Raw genomic sequence first — 20,038 nt, 5'->3', positions numbered from 1 at the left:
TCCGACGATCATGACGTCTTCGAAGCCTTCCAGGCGAGACCGAGCCGAAGCACTGCCCGAGGAGATGCGGGAGGCCCTGCGCCGCCGGCTGGCCGGACGCGCCCAGAGCGCGTCCGGCGCCCCGGGCGGCCCCGCGGGCATACCGCGCGCCGACCGCGACCGCCCGCTGCCGCTGTCCTTCGCCCAGCAGCGCCTGTGGTTCCTGGACCGGCTGCGGCCCGGCGACGCCCGCTACAACAGCGCCGTCGCGCTGCGCCTCACCGGCGCCGTGGACCGCGCCGCCCTCGAAAAGGCCCTGGCCGTCGTCGCCGGCCGCCACGAGGCGCTGCGCACCACGTTCGAGGAGACCGACGGCCGCCCCGCGCAGCGGGTGCGCCCGGCGGGCCCGGTGCCGCTGCCGGTCCGGGACGTGGCCGCCGCGGACCTCGACGCGGTGCTGCTCGCGGAGTACTCCCGTTCCTTCGACCTGGGCGCCGGGCCGCTGCTGCGCGCCCTGCTGCTGCGCGAGGCCGCGGGCTCCCACGTCCTGCTGCTGACCGCCCATCACATCGTCACCGACGGCTGGTCGATGGGCGTCGTCCTGGACGAACTGGTCACCGTCTACGACGCCCTGGCACGCGGCGACGCACCGGCCCTGCCGCCGGTCGCGACCCAGTACCCGGACTTCGCGGCCTGGCAGCGCGACCAGTTGTCCGGCGCCCGGCTGGAGCGCCACCTCGCCTACTGGAAGGAGCAGTTGGCGGGTGCGGTGGCCCCGGAACTGCCCCTGGACCGGCCCCGGAACGGCGAGGAGGCGGGAGAGGGCGCCGTGCACGCCTTCACCGTCCCCGCCGCGCTCACCGGCAGGCTCCGCGACCTCGCCGCCGCGCGGCACACCACCCTCTACACGGCCCTGGTCGCCGCGGCTCAGGCGCTGCTCGCCCGCTGGTCCGGCCAGGACGAGAGCGTCATCGGCTCGCTGACCCCCGGCCGCTCCCGCACCGACCTGGAACGGGCCGTCGGCTTCTTCGTCAACACCGTCGTCCTGCGCACCCCGGTGGAGGCCGCCGACTCCTTCCGGAGTCTGCTGGACCGGACCGCCCAGACGGTCAACGACGCCTTCGCACACGGCGACACGCCCTTCGAACGGATCGTGGAGGCGGTCGGCGCCAGCCGCGAGGCGGGCCGCAACCCGTTGTTCGACGCCATGGTCCTGCTGCACCCCGACCCGCCCGCCGCGAGCGCCCCGCACGGCCTGGCCGCCGCCCCGGTCGCCGTCCCCCGGAACGCGGCCACCTTCGACCTGAGCATCGAGTTCGTCCCCGACGGCGACGCCCTGACCGGCCTGCTGGAATACCGCACCGACCTGATCGACCCCGCCACCGCCCGCCGCATGGCCGGGCAACTGCTCCGGCTCATGGAGGAGGCCGCGGCCGCGCCCGACCGGCCGCTGGGCGCCCTCGCGCTGCTGTCCGAGCAGGAGGCACGCCAGGTCACCCACGACTGGAACGCCACCGCCCTCCCCGTCGACGACGCCCTCCACCCGCAGATATTCGAGGCGCAGGCCGCCCGCACCCCCACCGCCCTCGCCCTGGTCGCCGGCCGGGAGCGGCTGGACTACGCCGACCTCAACGCCCGCGCCAACCGGCTCGCCCACCACCTCATCGCGCGCGGCGCCGGACCCGAACGGCTGGTCGCGTTGCGGCTGCCGCGCACCGCCGACATGATCACGGCCATCCTCGCCGTGTGGAAGTCCGGCGCCGGCTACCTGCCCCTGGACCCCGCCCTGCCCGAGGAACGCGTCCGCTTCCTGCTGGACGACGCCCGCCCGGCCTTGGTCCTGGACGAGGCCGCGCTCGCCGCGGTCCCCGCCGACGCACCCGACACCGACCCCACCGACGCCGACCGGCCGGCCCCGCTGGACCCGTGGCACACCGCCTACGTCATCTACACCTCGGGCTCCACCGGCCGCCCCAAGGGCGTGGCCGTGCCGCACCGCGCGGCGGCCCACCTGCTCGCCGCCCACCGGGCCGGGTTCGTCGCCGACGCGGGCGGCGGCCCGCTGCGGGTGGCGCTCACCGCCTCGTTCTCCTTCGACACCTCGCTCGAAGGCGTGCTGCTGCTCGCCGACGGCCACCCCCTGCACCTGGTCGACGAGACGACCCGGATGGACCCGGCCGCGCTGGTCGAGTACGTCGTCGAGCACCGCGTCGACTTCCTCGACCTGACCCCGTCCTACCTGCGCCAACTGCTGCCCGCCGGACTGCTGACCGACCCGCGCCACCGCCCCCGCGTCCTCATGCTCGGCGGCGAGGCGATCGGCCCGGCCCTGTGGCGCGAGCTGGCCGCCGTCCCGGACGTGGCCGCTTACAACTTCTACGGCCCCACTGAGTGCACCGTCGACGCCCTGGCCTGCCGGATCGACGGCGCCGGCCGGCCCCTGGTGGGCCGCCCGCTGCCCAACACCCGCGCCTACGTGCTGGACGACCGCCTCCAGCCGGCGCCGCCCGGCGTCGGCGGCGAACTGTACCTGGCGGGCGAGCAGGTGGCCCGGGGCTACGCCGGACGTCCGGGCCTGACCGCGGCACGGTTCCTGCCCGACCCGTACGGGCCGCCCGGAACCCGCATGTACCGCACCGGCGACCTGGCCCGGTGGACCGCCGACGGACGGCTGGACTACCTCGGGCGCGCCGACGACCAGGTCAAGGTGCGCGGCCACCGCATCGAGCCCGGCGAGATCGAGGCCGCCCTGCTCTACCTGCCCGGGACCGCCGCCGCCGCGGTCGTCGCGGCGCCCGACGCGCAGGGCCACCTCCGGCTGGCCGCCTACGTCGTCCCGGCGCCCGGCGCCGCCCGGCTGGAGGCGGCCGCGCTGCGGGCGGCCCTGCGCCGCGTGCTGCCCGACCACATGGTGCCGTCCTCGTTCACCGCGCTGGACGCGCTGCCGCTGACCGTCAGCGGCAAGCTGGACCGCCGCGCGCTGCCCGCCCCCGACGTCGAAGGCGGCGACGCGGAAAGGGAGTTCACGGCGCCCCGCACCCCGGACGAGGAGATCCTGGCCGGCATCTGGGCCGAGGTGCTGGGCGTGACCCGGGTGGGCGTCACGGACAACTTCTTCGAGCTGGGCGGCGACTCGATCCTCAGCATCCAGGCCGTCTCCCGGGCCCGCGCCGCCGGGCTGCACCTGAACTCCCAGGACGTCTTCCGCCACCAGACGGTCGCCGCCCTGGCCGCGGCCGCGTCCCCGCGCACCGCCGCCGTGCCCGTGCCGCGCCGCCCGCAGGAGGACGGCCCCGGCCCGCTGACCCCGGTCCAGGAGTGGTTCTTCGCCACGCACGGCCCGCTGCGCCACTTCAGCATGTCGATGCTGCTCGACCTGCCGCACGACCTCGACGAGCCGGCGCTGAACCGCGCGTTGGACGCCGTCGTGGCCCACCACCCCAGCCTGCGCGCCCGGTTCGCCCAGGACGCGGGCACGGGCGCCTGGCGGCAGCACCCCGGCGCCGGCCCGGCCGCCGGACTCCTCACCCGCTGCCACGCCCCGGACGCCGCCGCCCGCACCGAGGCCGCCGAGGCCGCCCGCGCCGCCCTCGACCCCGCCACGGGCGCCCTCCTGCGCGCCGCCCTGCTGCCGCCCGCCGACGGCGGCCGCCCGCAACTGTTCCTGACGGCGCATCATCTCGCCGTCGACAGCGTCTCCTGGCGGGTGCTGCTCGCCGACCTCGAAGTCGCCTACCGGCAGGCGGCGAACGGCCAGGCGCCGCGACTGGACCCCGAGCACACGCCGTTCACCGCATGGGCCCGGCGGCTGACCGAACGGGTGCGGTCCGCGGACCTCGACGACGACCTGCCCTACTGGACCGCCGAGACCGCCCGGCCGCGCACCCCGCTGCCCGTCGACCTGCCCGGCGCCCCGCTGGCCGGCTCGGTGCGCACCGTGCGCGGCCGCCTGGACCGCGCCGCCACCGACGCCCTGCTGCGCCGGGTCCCCGGCGTGTACCGCACCCAGGTCAACGACGTGCTCCTGAGCGCGCTCGGCCGGGTGCTCGCCGACTGGGCGGGCGCCGAGCAGGTGACCGTCGCCCTGGAGGGCCACGGCCGCGAGGACCACCTCGCCGAGGGCGCCGATCTCTCCCGTACCGTCGGCTGGTTCACCACCCAGTACCCGGTCACCCTCGCCCCGGCGGGACCGCCCGGCGCCCCCGACTGGGGCGCCACGCTGAAGTCCGTCAAGGAGCGGCTGCGGGCCGTGCCCCGGCGCGGACTGAGCTACGAGGCGCTGGCCCGGCTCGGCTCGCCCGCCGAGGCCGCCGCCGCCCTGCGCGAACTGCCGCTGCCCCAGGTGTGCTTCACCTACCACGGACAGTGGGAGACGGCCGAGGGAGGGGACTTCGCCCCGGCCGCCGAGACGCTCGGCCGGGACATGGACGCCGCCGAGCCGCTGGACCACCTCCTGGACGTGTCGGCCGCCGTCGCCGACGGCGAGCTGGAGATCACCTGGCACTACAGCGACCAGGTGCACCGGGAGAGCACCGTCCAGGACCTCGCGGACGGCCTGGTGCGGGCGCTGACCGAGGTGACCGAGCACTGCGCGCGCCCCGGCGCGGGCGGACGCACTCCCTCCGACTTCCCGCTGGCCCGCCTGGACCAGGCCGGCGTCGACCGCGTCGCCGGAGACGGCCGGTCCGTGGAGGACCTGCTGCCGCTCACCCCGCTCCAAGAGGGCATGCTCTTCCACCGGCTGGTCGGCGGCCCCGACGACGTGTACGTCGACCAGGCCGCGCTGCTCCTCGACGGGGTGAACGACCCCGACGCGCTCGCCGCCGCCTGGCAGCGGGTCGTCGACCGCACCCCGGCCCTGCGCACCTCGGTGGTCTGGGAGGGCGTGCCCGCCCCGCTCCAGGTCGTGCACCGCCAGGTCCGGCTGCCCGTCGAGCACGCGGACTGGCGGTCGCTGGACGAGGCCGAGCGGGACGCCCGGCTGGAGCGGCTGCGCGCCGACGACCTGGCGCGCGGCCTCGACCTGGCCGCCGCGCCCCTGATGCGGCTCACCCTCGTCCGGCTGCCCGACGCCCGGCTGCACCTGCTGTGGACCTCCCACCACCTGATCCTGGACGGCTGGAGCCTGGCCCAGGTGCTCACCGACGTGTTCGCCGAGTACACGGCCCTCACCGCAGGCGCCGAACCGAAGCCCGCCGTGCGCCGGCCCTTCGGCGACTACGTGCGCTGGCTCGCCGACCAGGACGCCGAGGCCGCCCGCACGCACTGGAGCGCCGTCCTCGACGGCTTCGCCTCCCCGACCCCGCTGCCCGTGGACCGGCCGCGCCGCGCCGGGCACGAGACCCGCTCCGCCGGGGTGCACACCGCCGCCCTCTCCGACGCCGCGTCCGCACGTCTGAGCGGCGCCGCGCGGGCGGCCGGACTCACCCTGGGCACCGTGGTGCAGGGCGCGTGGGCGCTGCTGCTGTCCCGCTACGCCGCCGAGCCGGACGTGCTGTTCGGCACCACCGTCTCCGGACGCCCCGACGACCTGCCGGGCGTGGAGTCCATGGTCGGCATGTTCATCAACACGCTGCCCACCCGGGTCCGCGTCGACGAAGGGCGCACCGCCGCCGCCTGGCTGCGCGAGCTTCAGGAGGCGCAGGCCGACGCGCGCCGCTTCGCCGCGGCGTCCCTCGCCGAACTCACCGCGCTCAGCGACGTGCCGACCGGCGCCGCCCTGTTCGACAGCATGGTCGCCTTCGAGAACTACCCCTTCGACGACACGAGTTCGGCGGGCTCCGGAGTGCGGCTGGCCGACGTCTCCTCGCGCGACGCCACCAACTACCCGCTGGTGCTGCGCGCCTACCAGGGCGAGCGGTTCGGCTTCGACGTCGCCTACGACCCCGACCTGTTCGACGCGGCCACCGTGCGGGCGCTCGCCGACCGGCTGTGCCTGCTGCTCACCGAGCTGGCCGACGACCCCGAGCGCCCGCTGAGCGCGCTCGCCTGGACGACCGCCGAGGAACGCCGCCGCCTGCTCACCGAGTGGAACGGCGCCGAGGAGGGCCGCCCCGCCGACACCCTCGTCGGCCTCTTCGAGGCGCAGGCCGCCCGCACCCCGACCGCCGAGGCCGTCACCTGCGGCGACGACCGCCTCGACTACGCCGAGCTGGACGCGCGGGCGAACCGGCTCGCCCACCGCCTGGCCGAACTCGGGGCGCGGCGGGAGCGGTTCGTGGCCCTCTCGCTGCCCCGCGGCGCCGACCTGGTGGTGGCCGTCCTCGCCGTCCTCAAGACCGGGGCCGCCTACCTGCCCGTCGACCCCAAGCTCCCCGCCGAACGCGTCGCCCACCTCCTCGCCGACGCCGCCCCGGCGGCCTGGGTGACCGCCGCGGAGACGGCCGGGGACGGCGCCGTGCCCGTGCTGCGCCTGGACGACCCCGAGGTGCGCGCCGACCTGGCCCGGCGCCCGGTGACCGGCCCGGCCGGCCCGGACCGCGGGCCGCTGCCCGAGAGCCCCGCCTACGCCATCTACACCTCCGGCTCCACCGGCCGCCCCAAGGGCGTCGTCATCCCGCACGCCAACGTGGTCCGCCTGTTCACCCGGACCAGCCAGTGGTTCGGCTTCGACCACACCGACGTGTGGACGCTGTTCCACTCCTATGCCTTCGACTTCTCCGTCTGGGAGCTGTGGGGCCCGCTGCTGCACGGCGGCCGGCTCGTCGTCGTGCCCGACGACACCGCCCGCTCCCCGGAGGACTTCCTGCGCCTGCTCGCCGACGAACAGGTCACCGTCCTCAACCAGACGCCGTCCGCGTTCTACCCGCTGGTCCGCGCGGACGCCGAACTCCCCGACGTCAGCGCCCGGCTGGCGCTGCGCACGGTGGTCTTCGGCGGCGAGGCGCTGGACGTGTCCCGGCTCGCCGACTGGTACGCCCGCCACCCGGACGACGCGCCGCGCCTGGTGAACATGTACGGCATCACCGAGACCACCGTGCACGTCACCTACGCCCCGCTGGAGCGGGCGGCGGCCCGCCCCGGCGCCGCGAGCCCCATCGGCGCCGGCATCCCCGACCTGCGGGTCTACGTCCTCGACGGCGCGCTGAACGTCGTGCCGCCGGGCGCGGTCGGGGAGATGTACGTCGCCGGAGAGGGCCTGGCCCGCGGCTACCTGAACCGGCCCGGCCTCACCGCGACCCGCTTCGTCGCCGACCCGTTCGGACGCCCCGGCGCCCGCATGTACCGCACCGGCGACCGGGCCCGCTGGCGGGCCGACGCCGCCCTGGAGTACCTGGGCCGCGCCGACCAGCAGGTGAAGATCCGCGGCTACCGCATCGAACCCGGCGAGATCGAGGCCGCCCTGCACGCCCACCCGGGGGTGGGCGCCGCCGCCGTGGGCGTCTACGAGGACGCCGCCGGCACCCGGCGGCTGGTGGCCCACGTCGTCGGCGCCGGCAGCGGCGCCGACGTTTTGCCGCCGCCGCCCGCCGCCGAACTCCGCGCGCACCTGGAGCGGTCGCTGCCCGCGCACATGGTGCCCGCCGCCTATGTGCCGCTGCCCGCCCTGCCGCTCACCCCCAACGGCAAGCTCGACCGGCGCGCCCTGCCCGCGCCCGGCCCCGACGGCTTCGCCGCCGACGCCGAGCGGACCCCGCTGCGCACGGCCGCCGAACGGCTGGTCGCCGCCGCGTGGACCGACGTCCTGGACACCGGCGAGATCGGCGCCGACGACGACTTCTTCGCCCTCGGCGGCGACTCCATCCTCGCCGTACGCGTCACCTCCCGGCTGCGCGCCGCCTTCGGCGCAGACGTCTCGCCGCGGCTGCTGTTCACCCACCCGACGCTGTCCGACCTCGCGGCCGCCCTCGGCGACCCACCCGACGCGCCCGCGGCGCCGGCCCGCGCCATCCCGGCCGCCGACCCGGCCGCGCCCGCGCCGCTGTCCCACGCCCAGCAGCGGCTGTGGTTCCTGGACCGCTTCGAGCCGGGCAGCACCGAGTACACGACCCTGTCGGTGCTGCGCCTCACCGGCCCGCTCGACCGGTCCGCCCTGCACACGGCGCTGGACGGCCTGGTCGCCCGGCACGAGTCGCTGCGCACCGTCTTCGGCGAGCAGGACGGCCAGGCCCGGCAGATCGTCCGCCCGCCCGCGCCGGTCGACCTCCCGGTGGAGGACTGCCCGGACGCCGACGCGCTGGACGCCCTGGTGGACCGCGAGGCCGCCCAGCCGTTCGACCTGGGCGCCGGTCCGCTGCTGCGCGCCCGGCTGGCCCGGCTCACCGGCGAGCAGAACGAGACGAACGCGGAAAACGGGGAGGACGAGAAGGACGGGGAGCACGTCCTGGTGCTGGCCGTGCACCACATCGTCACCGACGGCTGGTCCATGGGCGTCCTCGGCCGCGACCTCGGCGAACTGTACGCGGCGGCCCTGGAAGACCGCCGCCCCGACCTGCCCGAGCCGTCCGTGCGGTATGCCGACTACGCGGCCTGGCAGCGCACCCGCACCGAGCAGGCCGAGACCGATCTCGCGCACTGGCGGCGGGCGCTGGACGGCGTCACGCCGCTGGAGCTGCCCACCGACCGGCCGCGCCCGGCCGTGCGCACCCGCGACGGCGCCCTGGTCACCTTCGCCTTGCCCGCCGCGCTCACCGACCGGCTGCGCGAGCGCGGCCGGGAGGCCGACGCCACCCTGTACATGACCTTGCTGACGGCCTGTCAGGTTCTGCTCGCCCGCTGGGCCGGCCAGCAGGACGTCACCGTCGGCACCGTCACCGCGGGCCGGGAGCGGCCCGAACTGCACGACGTGGTCGGCATGTTCGTCAACACCCTGGTGCTGCGTGCCCAGGTGCGCCCGGACCTGCCGTTCCGCACGCTGCTGTCCGAGGTGCGCGGCACCGTCCTGGAGGCCGTCGCCCACCAGGACGTGCCCTTCGAACGCGTGGTGGACGCCCTCCAGCCGGAGCGGGACACCAGCCGCACCCCGCTGTTCCAGGTCATGGTGGCCCTGCACAACCTGGGCGCCGAGGCGCCCCGGCTGCCCGGCCTGGAGGTGCGGCCGGTGACCCCGCCGGTCCGCAACGCCACCTTCGACCTCGCCTTCGACTTCGTCGAGCAGGACGGCGGCCTCACCGGCCATCTGGAGTACAGCACCGGCCTGTTCGACGCCGACACCGCCGAGGACCTGACCGCCCGGCTGTGCATCCTGCTGGAGGCCGCCGCCGAGGACCCGGACCGCGCCGTCGGCGACCTGCCGCTGATGAGCGGCGCCGAACGGCAGCGGGTGCTGCGGCACGGGCAGGGCCAGCCGCTGCCCGCGCCGGACAGCACCTTCCCCGCCCTGTTCGAGGCGCAGGCCGCCCGCACCCCGCACCTCACCGCCCTGGTGGCACGCGACGGCGCCCACGACTTCGCCGCGCTCAACGAGCGGGCCAACCGGCTCGCCCACCACCTCATCGCCCTGGGCGCCGGCCCCGAGACCGTGGTCGCCCTGCGGCTGCCGCGCACCAGCGACCTGGTGGCGGCGCTGCTCGCGGTCGCCAAGTCGGGCGCCGCGCTGCTCAGCCTCGACCCGGGACTGCCCGAGGAGCGCGCCCGGTTCCTCCTGGAGGACGCCCGCCCGCACAGCGTGCTCACCGAGGACGACCTGCGCGCGCTGGACTGGGACCGGCTGCCCTCGCACGATCCCACCGACGCCGACCGCGTCCGCCCGCTGCGGCCGGAGAACACGGCGTACCTCATCTACACCTCCGGCTCCACCGGCCGCCCCAAGGGCGTCGCCGTCGAACACCGGCAGTTGGTCAACCTCTGCCACGACCACCGCGCGCACCTGGTCGCCCCGCACACCGCGGACGGCGGCCGGCTGCGGGCCGCGCTCAGCGCCTCGTTCTCCTTCGACACCTCCTGGGAAGGGCCGCTGCTGCTCGCCCTCGGCCAGCAGGTGCACCTGATCGACGACGACGTGCGCCTGGACCCCGAGGCGTTCTGCGCCCAGATCGCCGACGAGGCCCTGGACCTGGTGAACGTCACCCCGTCCTTCCTGCGCGAACTCACCTCCGCCGGACTGCTCGCCCCCGGCCGGCACTGCCCGCGGCTGCTGCTGGTCGGCGGCGAGGCCGTCTCCGCCGCCGCCTGGCGCGAACTGGCCGCCGCCGAGGACGAGCTGGGCATCGCCGTCTACAACATGTACGGGCCCACCGAGTGCACCGTCGACGCCGTCTACGGTCGCTGCGCCGACCGCCCCGACCGCCCCGTCATCGGCCGCCCCGGCGGCGGCCTGCGCGCCTACGTCCTGGACGCCGCGCTGCGCCCGGCGCCGCCCGGCGTCCCCGGCGAGCTGTACCTCGCCGGGGCCCAGGTGGCCCGCGGCTACCTGAACCGGCCCGGCCTGACCGCCGCACGCTTCCTGCCCGACCCGTTCGGCGCGCCGGGGGAGCGGATGTACCGCACCGGCGACCTGGCCCGCTGGGACCGGGCGGGACTCCTGGAGTTCCTGGGCCGGGCCGACGAGCAGGTGAAGATCCGCGGGTTCCGCATCGAGCCCGGCGAGGTGGAGAGCGCCCTGCTCGGCCACCCGGACGTCGCCGAGGCCGCGGTCGCCGCCCGCGAGCACGCCGGCCGGCTGATGCTCGTCGCCTACGTGGTCCCCGCCGGGGACGCCGCCCCCTCCGCCGACGACCTGCGGCTGCGGCTGCGGCAGACGCTGCCCGACCACATGGTGCCCGCCGCGTTCGTCCCGCTCGACCGGATCCCCCGCACGACCAGCGGCAAGACCGACCGCCGCGCCCTGCCCGACCCGCCCGCGCAGCCCGACGGACTCACCTCGTACGTCGCGCCCCGGCCCGGGGCAGAGGAGCGACTGGCCGCGATCTGGTCCGAGGTGCTCGGCGTCGAACGGGTGGGCGCGCGGGACAACTTCTTCGCGCTCGGCGGCGACTCCATCCTCAGCATCCAGATCGTCTCCCGCGCCCGGCAGGCCGGACTCGCCCTCGCCGCCAAGGACGTCTTCCGGCACCAGACCGTCGCCGAACTCGCCCTGTGCGCGGGGGAGACCGCCCCCGCCGCGGCCGTCTCCGGCCAGCGGCCCCCGGACCAGGCGCCCCTCACCCCGATCCAGCGCTGGTACCTGGACGGCCGCGGCCCCGGCGACCCGCTGCGCTTCACCATGACCCAGCGCCTCGAACTGGCCCCCGGCGCCGACGCGTCCCGCCTGAGCCGGGCCGCCGACGCCCTGGTGGACCGGCACGCAGCCCTGCGCACCCGCTTCGCGCACGGCGACGCGGGCTGGCGCCAGGAACCCCTTCCCGGCGCTCCGGACGCCGTCTTCGTCCGGCACGACGCGGCGGGGCTCGACGACGCGGCGCTGGAGGCCGAGGTCCAGCGGCTCACCGACCAGGCGCAGGCCGCCCTCGACCCCACCGCGGGCCGGGTCGTCCGCGTCCTGTTCTTCGACCGCGGCGCCCAGCGGCCCGGCCAGCTCGTCGTCACCGTGCACCATCTCGCTGTCGACGGCGTCTCCTGGCGCATCCTGCTGGCGGACCTCGCCGCCGCGTACCGGGCGGCCGCGGACGGGAGGCCCGCGACGCTGCCGCCCGCCGGCACCTCCTTCGGCCACTGGGCCCAGCGCCTGGAGCGGCACACCCGCTCCGGCGCCCTCGACGCCGACCTGGACCACTGGCGGCGCACCGGCGACGCCCCGGCCGAGCTGCCCGCCGGACGGCCCGGACCCAACGCCTACGGCGACGCCGCCACGGTCACCGTCGCCCTGGACGCCGAGACCACCGACGCCCTGCTGCGCCGCGTCCCCGACGTGTACCGCACCCAGATCAACGACGTGCTGCTCAGCGCCCTCGGCCACACCCTCGCCCAGTGGTGCGGCCGGGACGCCGTCCTGATCGGCGTGGAGGGCCACGGCCGCGAGGATCTCTTCGCCGACGTCGACCTGTCCCGCACGGTGGGCTGGTTCACCGCCGAGTTCCCACTCGCCCTGCGCGTCGACCCGGCCGCCGGCTGGCACGACACCCTCCGCTCGGTCAAGGAGCAGTTGCGCGCGGTCCCGCTGCACGGACTGAGCCACGGCGCGCTGCGCCACCTGCTGCCCGACGGCCCGCTCACCGGCGCGCCCGCCCCGCAGGTCGGCTTCAACTACCACGGCCAGTGGGACGCCGGCGGCGACGACGACGGCCTCTACCGCGCCTCCCTGCCCCCGGCGGGCCGCGACACCGACCCCGCCGCACCGCGCCCGTACGTCCTGGACGTCACCGGCGTGGTCCAGGGCGGACGGCTCGAACTGGGCTGGACCTACCCGGCGGCCGTGTACGACGAGGACGCGGTGCGCGCGCTCGCCGAGGGGATGACCGCGGCCCTGCGCGACATCGCCGCGCACTGCGCGCGCCCCGAAGCGGGCGGCCGCACCCCGTCCGACTACCCGCTCGCCGGGCTGCCGCAGGACCGGCTCGACCGGCTCGTCGGCGACGGCCGGCACGTCGAGGACGTGCTGCCGCTCACCCCGCTCCAGTCCGGGATGCTCTTCCACGGCCTGGTGGACACCGAGGGCGCCTACTTCGACCGCATCGCGGTACGGCTGTCCGGGGTGGCCGACCCGCGGGCGTTCGCCGCCGCCTGGCAGCAGGTCGCCGACCGCACCCCGGCGCTGCGCACCAGCGTGCACTGGCGCGACCTGCCGCACCCGGTGCAGGTGGTCCACCGCCGCGCCGAACTGCCCGTCCGCCACCTCGACTGGCGCGCTCTCACCGCCGAGCGGCGCACCGAGGAGACCGGGCGGCTGCTCGCCGAGGACCGCGCCGCGGGCATGGACGTGACCACCGCGCCCCTCACCCGCCTCACCCTGGCCGCGCTGCCCGGTGACGAGGTGCTGTTGCTGTGGTCCACCCACCACATCGCCCTGGACGGCTGGAGCAGCGGGCACCTGCTCACCGAGGTGTGCGAGCGCTACGCCGCGCTCACCGGCGGCCCCGACGCCGCGCCCCCGGTGCGGCGGCCGTTCGCCGACTTCCTGCGCTGGCTGCACGAGCAGGACGAGACGGCGGCCGAGGAGCACTGGGCGGACGCGCTGGCCGGGTTCACCGCCCGCACCCCGCTGCCGTACGACCGCACGCCCGGCGAGGCGCACCGCGCCCGCTCCGCCGCCCTGGTCCGCCGCGAGCTGGACGAGCGGGTCTCCGAGCGGCTGCGGCGGACCGCCGCCCGCGCGGGACTGACCGTCAACACCGTGGTGGAGGGCGCCTGGGCGCTGCTGCTGGCCCGCACCAGCGGACGCGACGACGTGCTGTTCGGCGCCACCGTCTCCGGACGCCCGGCCGAACTCCCCGGCGTCGAGAGCATGATCGGCATGTTCATCAACACCGTGCCCACCCGGGTCCGGCTGCCCCGGGGCGCGGTGCTGCCCTGGCTGCGCGGCCTCCAGGAGGCGCAGAGCGAGGCGCGCCGGCACGACTTCCTCGCCCTGCCCCGCATCCAGGCCCGCACCGGCGTCCCCGCCGGGGAGCCGCTGTTCGACAGCATGGTGGTGTTCGAGAACTATCCGGTCGACGAGGCGGCCGCCGCCCGCACCGGCGTGCACGTGGCCGAGGTGCATGCCGACGACGCCACCACCTTCCCCTGGTGCCTGCGCGCCCACCTCGCCGAACGGCTCGGCTTCGACCTCGCCTACGACCCCGCGCTGTTCGACGCCGCCACCGTCGAGCGCGCCGTGGGGCGCCTCGCCGTGCTGCTCACCGCGCTCGCCGACGGCCTCGACGGCGACCTCGCCGACCTGGACCCGCTGACCCCGGCCGACCGCGAGCTGCTGGCCGACTGGAACGCCCCGGCCCGCACCGCCGTCCCGGCCAGCCCCGTCGGCCTGTTCGCCGCACAGGCCCGCCGCACCCCGGACGCCGTCGCCGTCCGCGACGGCGACACCGAACTGACGTACCGTCAACTCGCGGACTGGGCCGACCGGCTCGCCGCCCGACTCGTCGCCGACGGCCTCGCCCCGGAGGACCGGGTGGCGCTGCTGATGGACCGCTCGGCCTCCCTCGTCGTGGCCCAGCTCGCGGTCCTCGTCGCGGGCGGCGCCTATCTGCCCGTGGACACCCGCGCCCCGAAGGAGCGCCGCGACGTCCTGCTCGCCCAGGCGGGCGTGGCGGTCCGGCTCACCGCCGCCGACGTCGCCGCCGCCCGCACTGGCGCCGCCGTGACGGCCGAGCCGCCGGCCGCCGACCCGGACCGTCTTGCCTACGTGATGTTCACCTCCGGCTCCACCGGCCGTCCCAAGGCGGTCGCCGTGAGGCACCGCGACGTGGCGGCGCTGGCCACCGACAGCCGCTTCGCCAGCGGGGTGTGCGACCGGGTGCTGCTGCACTCCCCGGTGGCGTTCGACGCCGCCACCTTCGAGGTGTGGACGCCGCTGCTCACCGGCGGACGCGTGGTCGTCGCCGCCCAGGAGACCGTGGACGCCGCCCTGCTGCGGCGGCTGGCGGGAGCGGGGGAGCTGACCGCGCTGTGGCTGACCGCCGGTGTGTTCCGGCTGCTCGCCCAGGACGCCCCGGACTGCTTCGCCGGGCTGCGCCAGGTCTGGACCGGCGGCGACGTCGTGCCCGCCGCGGCCGTGCGCCGGGTGCTCGCCGCCTGCCCCGGCCTGAGCGTCGTGGACGGCTACGGACCCACCGAGACCACCACCTTCGCGACGTCCTTCGCCCTCAGCGACCCCGCGGCCGTCCCCGGCGCCGTGCCCATCGGCCATCCCCTGGACGACATGCGCGTGCAGGTGCTCGACGCCCGCATGCGGCCGGTGCCGCCGGGCTGCGCGGGCGAGCTGTACCTGTCCGGCGAGGGCGTCGCGCGCGGCTACCTCGGCCGCCCCGGCGACACCGCCGCCCGCTTCCTCGCCGACCCCGCCGGTCCGCCCGGAGACCGCATGTACCGCACCGGCGACCTGGCCCGGCGCCGCCCCGACGGCGCCGTGGAGTTCCTGGGACGCGCCGACGACCAGGTCAAGATCCGCGGCTTCCGCGTGGAGCCCGGCGAGGTCGAAGCCGTCCTCGCGGCCCACCCCGGCGTCGTGGACGTGGCCGTCCTGGCCCGCCAGGACGGACCCGGCGCGAAACGGCTGGTGGCCTACGTGGTCGGCCCGGCCGGCCAGGACGCCGCGGAACTCGCGGACTTCGCGGGCCGCGCGCTGCCCGACTACCTGGTGCCCTCCGCGTTCGTGCCGCTCGACGCGCTGCCGCTCAGCGGCAACGGCAAGGTCGACCGGGCGTCCCTCCCGGCGCCCCAGGCCCCCGCCGCACGCGAGCGGGTCGAACCGCGCACCGAGGCCGAACGCCGCACCGTCGAGGTCTTCGGCCAGGTGCTCGGCATCGAACCGCCCGGCGTCGAGGACGACTTCTTCCAGCTCGGCGGCGACTCCATCCTCAGCATCCGGCTCGCCGCCCGCCTCACCGAGGCCCTCGGCGCCGACCTCACGCCCCGGGACGTCTTCACCCGCCCCACCCCGGCCGGACTCGCCGCCCTGCTCGCCGAGCAGCGGCCCCCCGCCCGCTCGGCCATCGTCCCCGTCCCGCGCGACGCGACGGCCCCGACCCCGATGTCCTACGCCCAGCAACGCCTTTGGTTCCTCGAAGAGTTCGCGCCCGGCGGCGCCGAGTACGTCACCGCGCTCGCCCTGCGCCTGCGCGGCCCCCTGGACACCGACGCGCTGACCGCCGCCCTCACCGCCCTGGCGGCCCGGCACGAGTCGCTGCGCACCACCTTCGACAGCGCCGACGGCCACGGCGTCCAGATCGTCCACCCGCCGCACGACGTGCCGCTGCCGCTGCGCGATCTGACGCGGCTGCCGGGCGAGGAGCGGGAGCCGGCCCTCGGCCGGCTGCTCGCCGAGGAGCGCGCCCGCCCCTTCGACCTGCGCGAGGGACCGCTGCTGCGCGCCCTCGCGTTCCGGCTCGCCGACGACGACCACGTACTGGCCCTCACCCTGCACCACATCGTCACCGACGGCTGGTCCACCTCGGTCCTGCTCGGCGACCTCGCCCACCTCTACCGCGCCGAACTCGGCGCCGAGCAGGGCGAACTCCCGCCGCTGCCGGTGCAGTACGCCGACTACGCGCACTGGCAGCGCACCGCCGGCGGGGCCGGCACGGAGGCGCAACTCGACTATTGGAAGCGGCAACTGGCCGACACCGCGCCGCTGGACCTGCCCACCGACCGCCCCCGGCCCGCCGTGCGCACCAGCAACGGCGCCACGGCCAGCCTCACGGTGCCCGCCGACACCGCCCAGCGGCTCACCCAGCTCGCCCGGGACCGCGGGACCACCCTGTTCACCACGCTGGTCGCCGCCGCCCAGGCGTACCTCGCCCGGCTCTCCGGACAGCGGGACGTCGCCGTCGGCACCGTCGCCTCCGGCCGCGACCGGGCCGAGACGCAAGGGCTCGTCGGCTTCTTCGTCAACACCCTGGTGCTGCGCTCCCGGGTCGAGGACCGGCAGCCGTTCACCGAGTTCCTCGCCGGAGTCCGGCAGACCGTGCTGGACGCCTTCGCCCACCAGGACGTGCCCTTCGAGCGCGTGGTGGACGAGGTGCAGCCGGTCCGGGACACCAGCCGCAGCCCCCTGTTCCAGGTCATGGTCGTCCTCCAGAACACCCCGGCCGCCGACCTCGACCTGCCCGGCTTGGACGTCGCCGACGTCGAATCCGGCTCGGAGCAGGCCGCGTTCGACCTCACCCTGGAGTTCGCCGAAGCGGACGACGGGACGCTGCACGGGCTGATCACCTACAACACCGACCTGTTCGACGCGGTCACCGCCGAACGGATCGCCTCCCGGCTCGGGGCCCTGCTCGCCGCGGTCGCCGCAGACCCCGCTCGCCCGCTCGGCGCCCTGCCGCTGACCTCGGACGACGAGGTGCGCGCCCTCCTGCACCAGGGCCGGGGCGACTTCCCCGCGGTGCCGGAAGCCACTTTGGCCGACCTGTTCGCACGGCAGGCGGCCCGCACCCCCGAAGCGGTCGCCCTCGCCGAGGGCGACCGGGAGTGGAGTTACGCGGACGTCGACCGGGCGGCCAACCGGCTCGCCCACCGGCTCATCCGCGACGGCGTCGGACCCGAGAAGGTGGTCGCCCTCGCCCTGCCCCGCTCGGCCGCCACGACGGTGGCCCAGCTCGCCGTCGCCAAGGCCGGCGGCGCGTTCCTGCCCGTGGACCCGGACTACCCGGCCCAGCGCCGCGAGTTCATGATCCGCGACGCGGGCGCGTGCCGCACCGTGGACGACCAGGCCGAGGTGTGGTCCGCGGAGGGACCGGACACCGCGCCCGCCGACGCCGACCGCACCGCCCCGCTCACCGCCGCCCACCCCGCCTACGTCATCTACACCTCCGGCTCCACCGGGACTCCCAAGGGCGTCGTCGTCACCCACCGGGGCCTCGCCTCGTTCGCCGCGGCGGCGGCCGAGCGGTACGCCGCCGGCCCCGGCGACCGGGTGCTCCAGTTCGCCTCGCCCAGCTTCGACGCCTCCGTGCTGGAGCTGTGCACCTCGCTGCTCAGCGGCGCCGCCCTGGTGGCAGGCGAGGAAGGGCCGCTGGTCGGCGACCGGCTGGCCGAGGCGCTCGCCGAGCGGCGCATCAGCCACACCCTGATCCCCCCGGCGGCGCTGGCCACCGTCCCGGCCGGCACGGAACTGCCCGACCTGCGCACCCTGATCGTCGGCGCCGAAGCCTGCCCGGCCGACCTGGTCGAGACCTGGGCCCCCGGCCGCCGGATGATCAACTCCTACGGCCCCACCGAGTCCACGGTGGTCGCCAGTTGGACCCAGCCGCTGTCCCCGGCGGCGGGCGCCCCGCCCATCGGCCGCCCCTCCGGCGCGACCCGCCTGTACGTCCTCGACGCCGCCCTGCGCCCCGTGCCGCCCGGCGTCACCGGCGAGCTGTACGCGGCCGGACCCGGCCTCGCCCGCGGCTACCTCGGCCGCCCCGGCCTCACCGCCCAGCGGTTCGTCGCCGACCCGCACGGCGCGCCGGGGGAGCGGATGTACCGCACCGGCGACCTGGTGCGCTGGACGGCCGACGGCGAACTCGCCTTCGCCGGACGCGTGGACGACCAGGTCAAGCTGCGCGGCTTCCGCATCGAGCCGGGGGAGATCGAGGGCGCGCTGCGCCGCAGCCCCCTGGTGCGGGACGCGGTCGTCGTGGTCCGCGCCGACGCCCCGGCGCCGCAGGCCGCCGCGGGACCCGCACGGCTGGTGGCCTACGTCGTCCCGGCCGAGCCGCCCGCGGGCGACGGAGCGGAGACCGCCGTGCCGCTCGCGGAGCGGGCGCCCGCCGCGGCCCTGCGCGAGCACCTCGGCGGACTGCTGCCGCCCCACATGGTGCCCTCGGTCTTCGTGCCGCTGGAGCGGCTGCCGCTCACCCCGAACGGCAAGACCGACCGCGCCGCCCTGCCCGCCCCCGGCCCCGCCCAGGCGGGCGGCGGCCCGCACACCGCGCCGCGCACCGACACCGAGCGCCGCATCGCCCGGATCTGGTCCGACGTGCTCGGCGTGAGCGACATCGGCGTCGACGACAACTTCTTCGCCCTCGGCGGCGACTCCATCCTCAGCATGCAGGTCGTCTCCCGGCTGCGCCGGGACGGACTGCACCTGGCCACCCGCGACCTGTTCACCCACCAGACCCTCGGCGAGCTGGCCGGCGTCGTCCGCACCGCGCCCCGCGGCCACGGCGACGGCCCGGCCACCGGCGACGTGCCGCTCACCCCCATCCAGGACTGGTTCCTCACCTCCCCGCGCGTCGCCCACCATCACTTCAACCAGTCGGCGCTGCTCGAACTCGACGGCGCCCCAGACCCGGACGCCCTGCGCGCCGCCCTGGACGCGCTCCTGGAACACCACGACGCCCTGCGCATGCGCTTCACCCGCGGCGACGACGGCTGGCGCCAGTTCAACCCGCCGCCCGCCGAGGCCGCCGAGCGCGGCGACCACGGCATCCTCGTCCGCCACGACCTGTCCGGTCTGTCCGCCGCGGACGCGGACGCGGCGATGGAGAAGGCGGCCGACGCGCTGCACGCGGGCTTCGACCTGGCCCGCGGCCCGCAGATGCGGGCGGCCCTGTTCACCGGCGACGCGGACCGGCCGGTGTTCCTGCTGCTCGTCGCCCACCACCTGGTCGTCGACGCCGTCTCCTGGCGCATCCTCACCGACGACCTGGAGACCGCCTACCAGCAGGCCGTCCAGGGCGCCCAGGTCACCCTGGGGGAGCGCGCCACCAGCTTCCGCACCTGGTCCCGCTCGCTCGCCGCGCACGTCGCCGAGGGCGGCCTTGACCACGAGCTGCCCCACTGGGAGGAGGCGGTGCGGGCCGAACCCGCCCCGGCGGACGTGCCCGAGGACGCCGAAACGGGACCGGCCGCGGTGGTCGGCGTCGAACTCGACGAGGAGGACACCGAGGCCCTGCTGCGCGCCGCCCCCACCGCCTACCGCACCCGCATCAACGACGTCCTGCTGGCCGCCCTCGCGCTCGCCCTGGCCCGCTGGACCGGCCACGACCGGGTCCGCCTGGACCTGGAGGGACACGGCCGCGAGGACCTGCTGGACGGCGTCGACCTCTCCCGCACCGTCGGCTGGTTCACCAGCGTCCACCCCGTCGCCCTGGAGGTGACCGAACCCGGACTGCTGGACGCGGACCGCGACTGGCGGGCCCTGGTGAAGGCGGTGCGCCGCCAACTGCGCGCCGTGCCCGGCAACGGCATCGGCTTCGGCGCGCTGCGCGCCTTCGGGCCGCCCGAGGTGCGCGAGCGCCTCGGCGGCGCCCACGGCCAGGTGGTGTTCAACTACCTCGGCCAGTGGGACGCCCACCCCGAGACGTCCGAGGGCGGCCTGATCCGCGCCCAGCACGGCTCCCTCGGCCTGGACCACGACCCCCGGGACAGCGGCTCGCACCTGGTGGAGGTGGTCGGCGCCGTGCAGCACGGCCGTCTCGCCTTCACCTGGCACCACCGGCCCGCCGTGCACGACACGGCGACCGTCCGGCGGGTCGCCGAGGAGTTCGCCGAGGCCCTGCGCCACATCGCCCGGCACGCCCGGGGCGGCCGGTGACCC

The 20,038-nt window shown here is 76.6% G+C and carries 1 protein-coding gene; it reads left to right on the top strand.

Annotated elements, in window-relative coordinates:
- Positions 1-10 precede the first annotated feature (10 nt).
- Positions 11-20,035: a non-ribosomal peptide synthase/polyketide synthase gene (locus tag ABZ861_RS16460; RefSeq protein WP_361630205.1), complete on the top strand. Its 20,025-nt coding sequence runs from the start codon at positions 11-13 to the stop codon at positions 20,033-20,035.
- Positions 20,036-20,038: the final 3 nt, after the last annotated feature.

This window comes from Streptomyces sp. NPDC046985 (assembly GCF_040644415.1).
Classification (GTDB): domain Bacteria; phylum Actinomycetota; class Actinomycetes; order Streptomycetales; family Streptomycetaceae; genus Streptomyces.
Note: the sequence above shows the minus strand (reverse complement) of the source record. Positions and strands in the feature narration are given on the sequence as shown.

What these genes read in the sequence shown, in the direction of transcription:
- ABZ861_RS16460 (WP_361630205.1), top strand. Translation starts at nt 11, where the DNA reads ATGACGTCTTCGAAGCCTTCCAGGCGAGACCGAGCCGAAGCACTGCCC.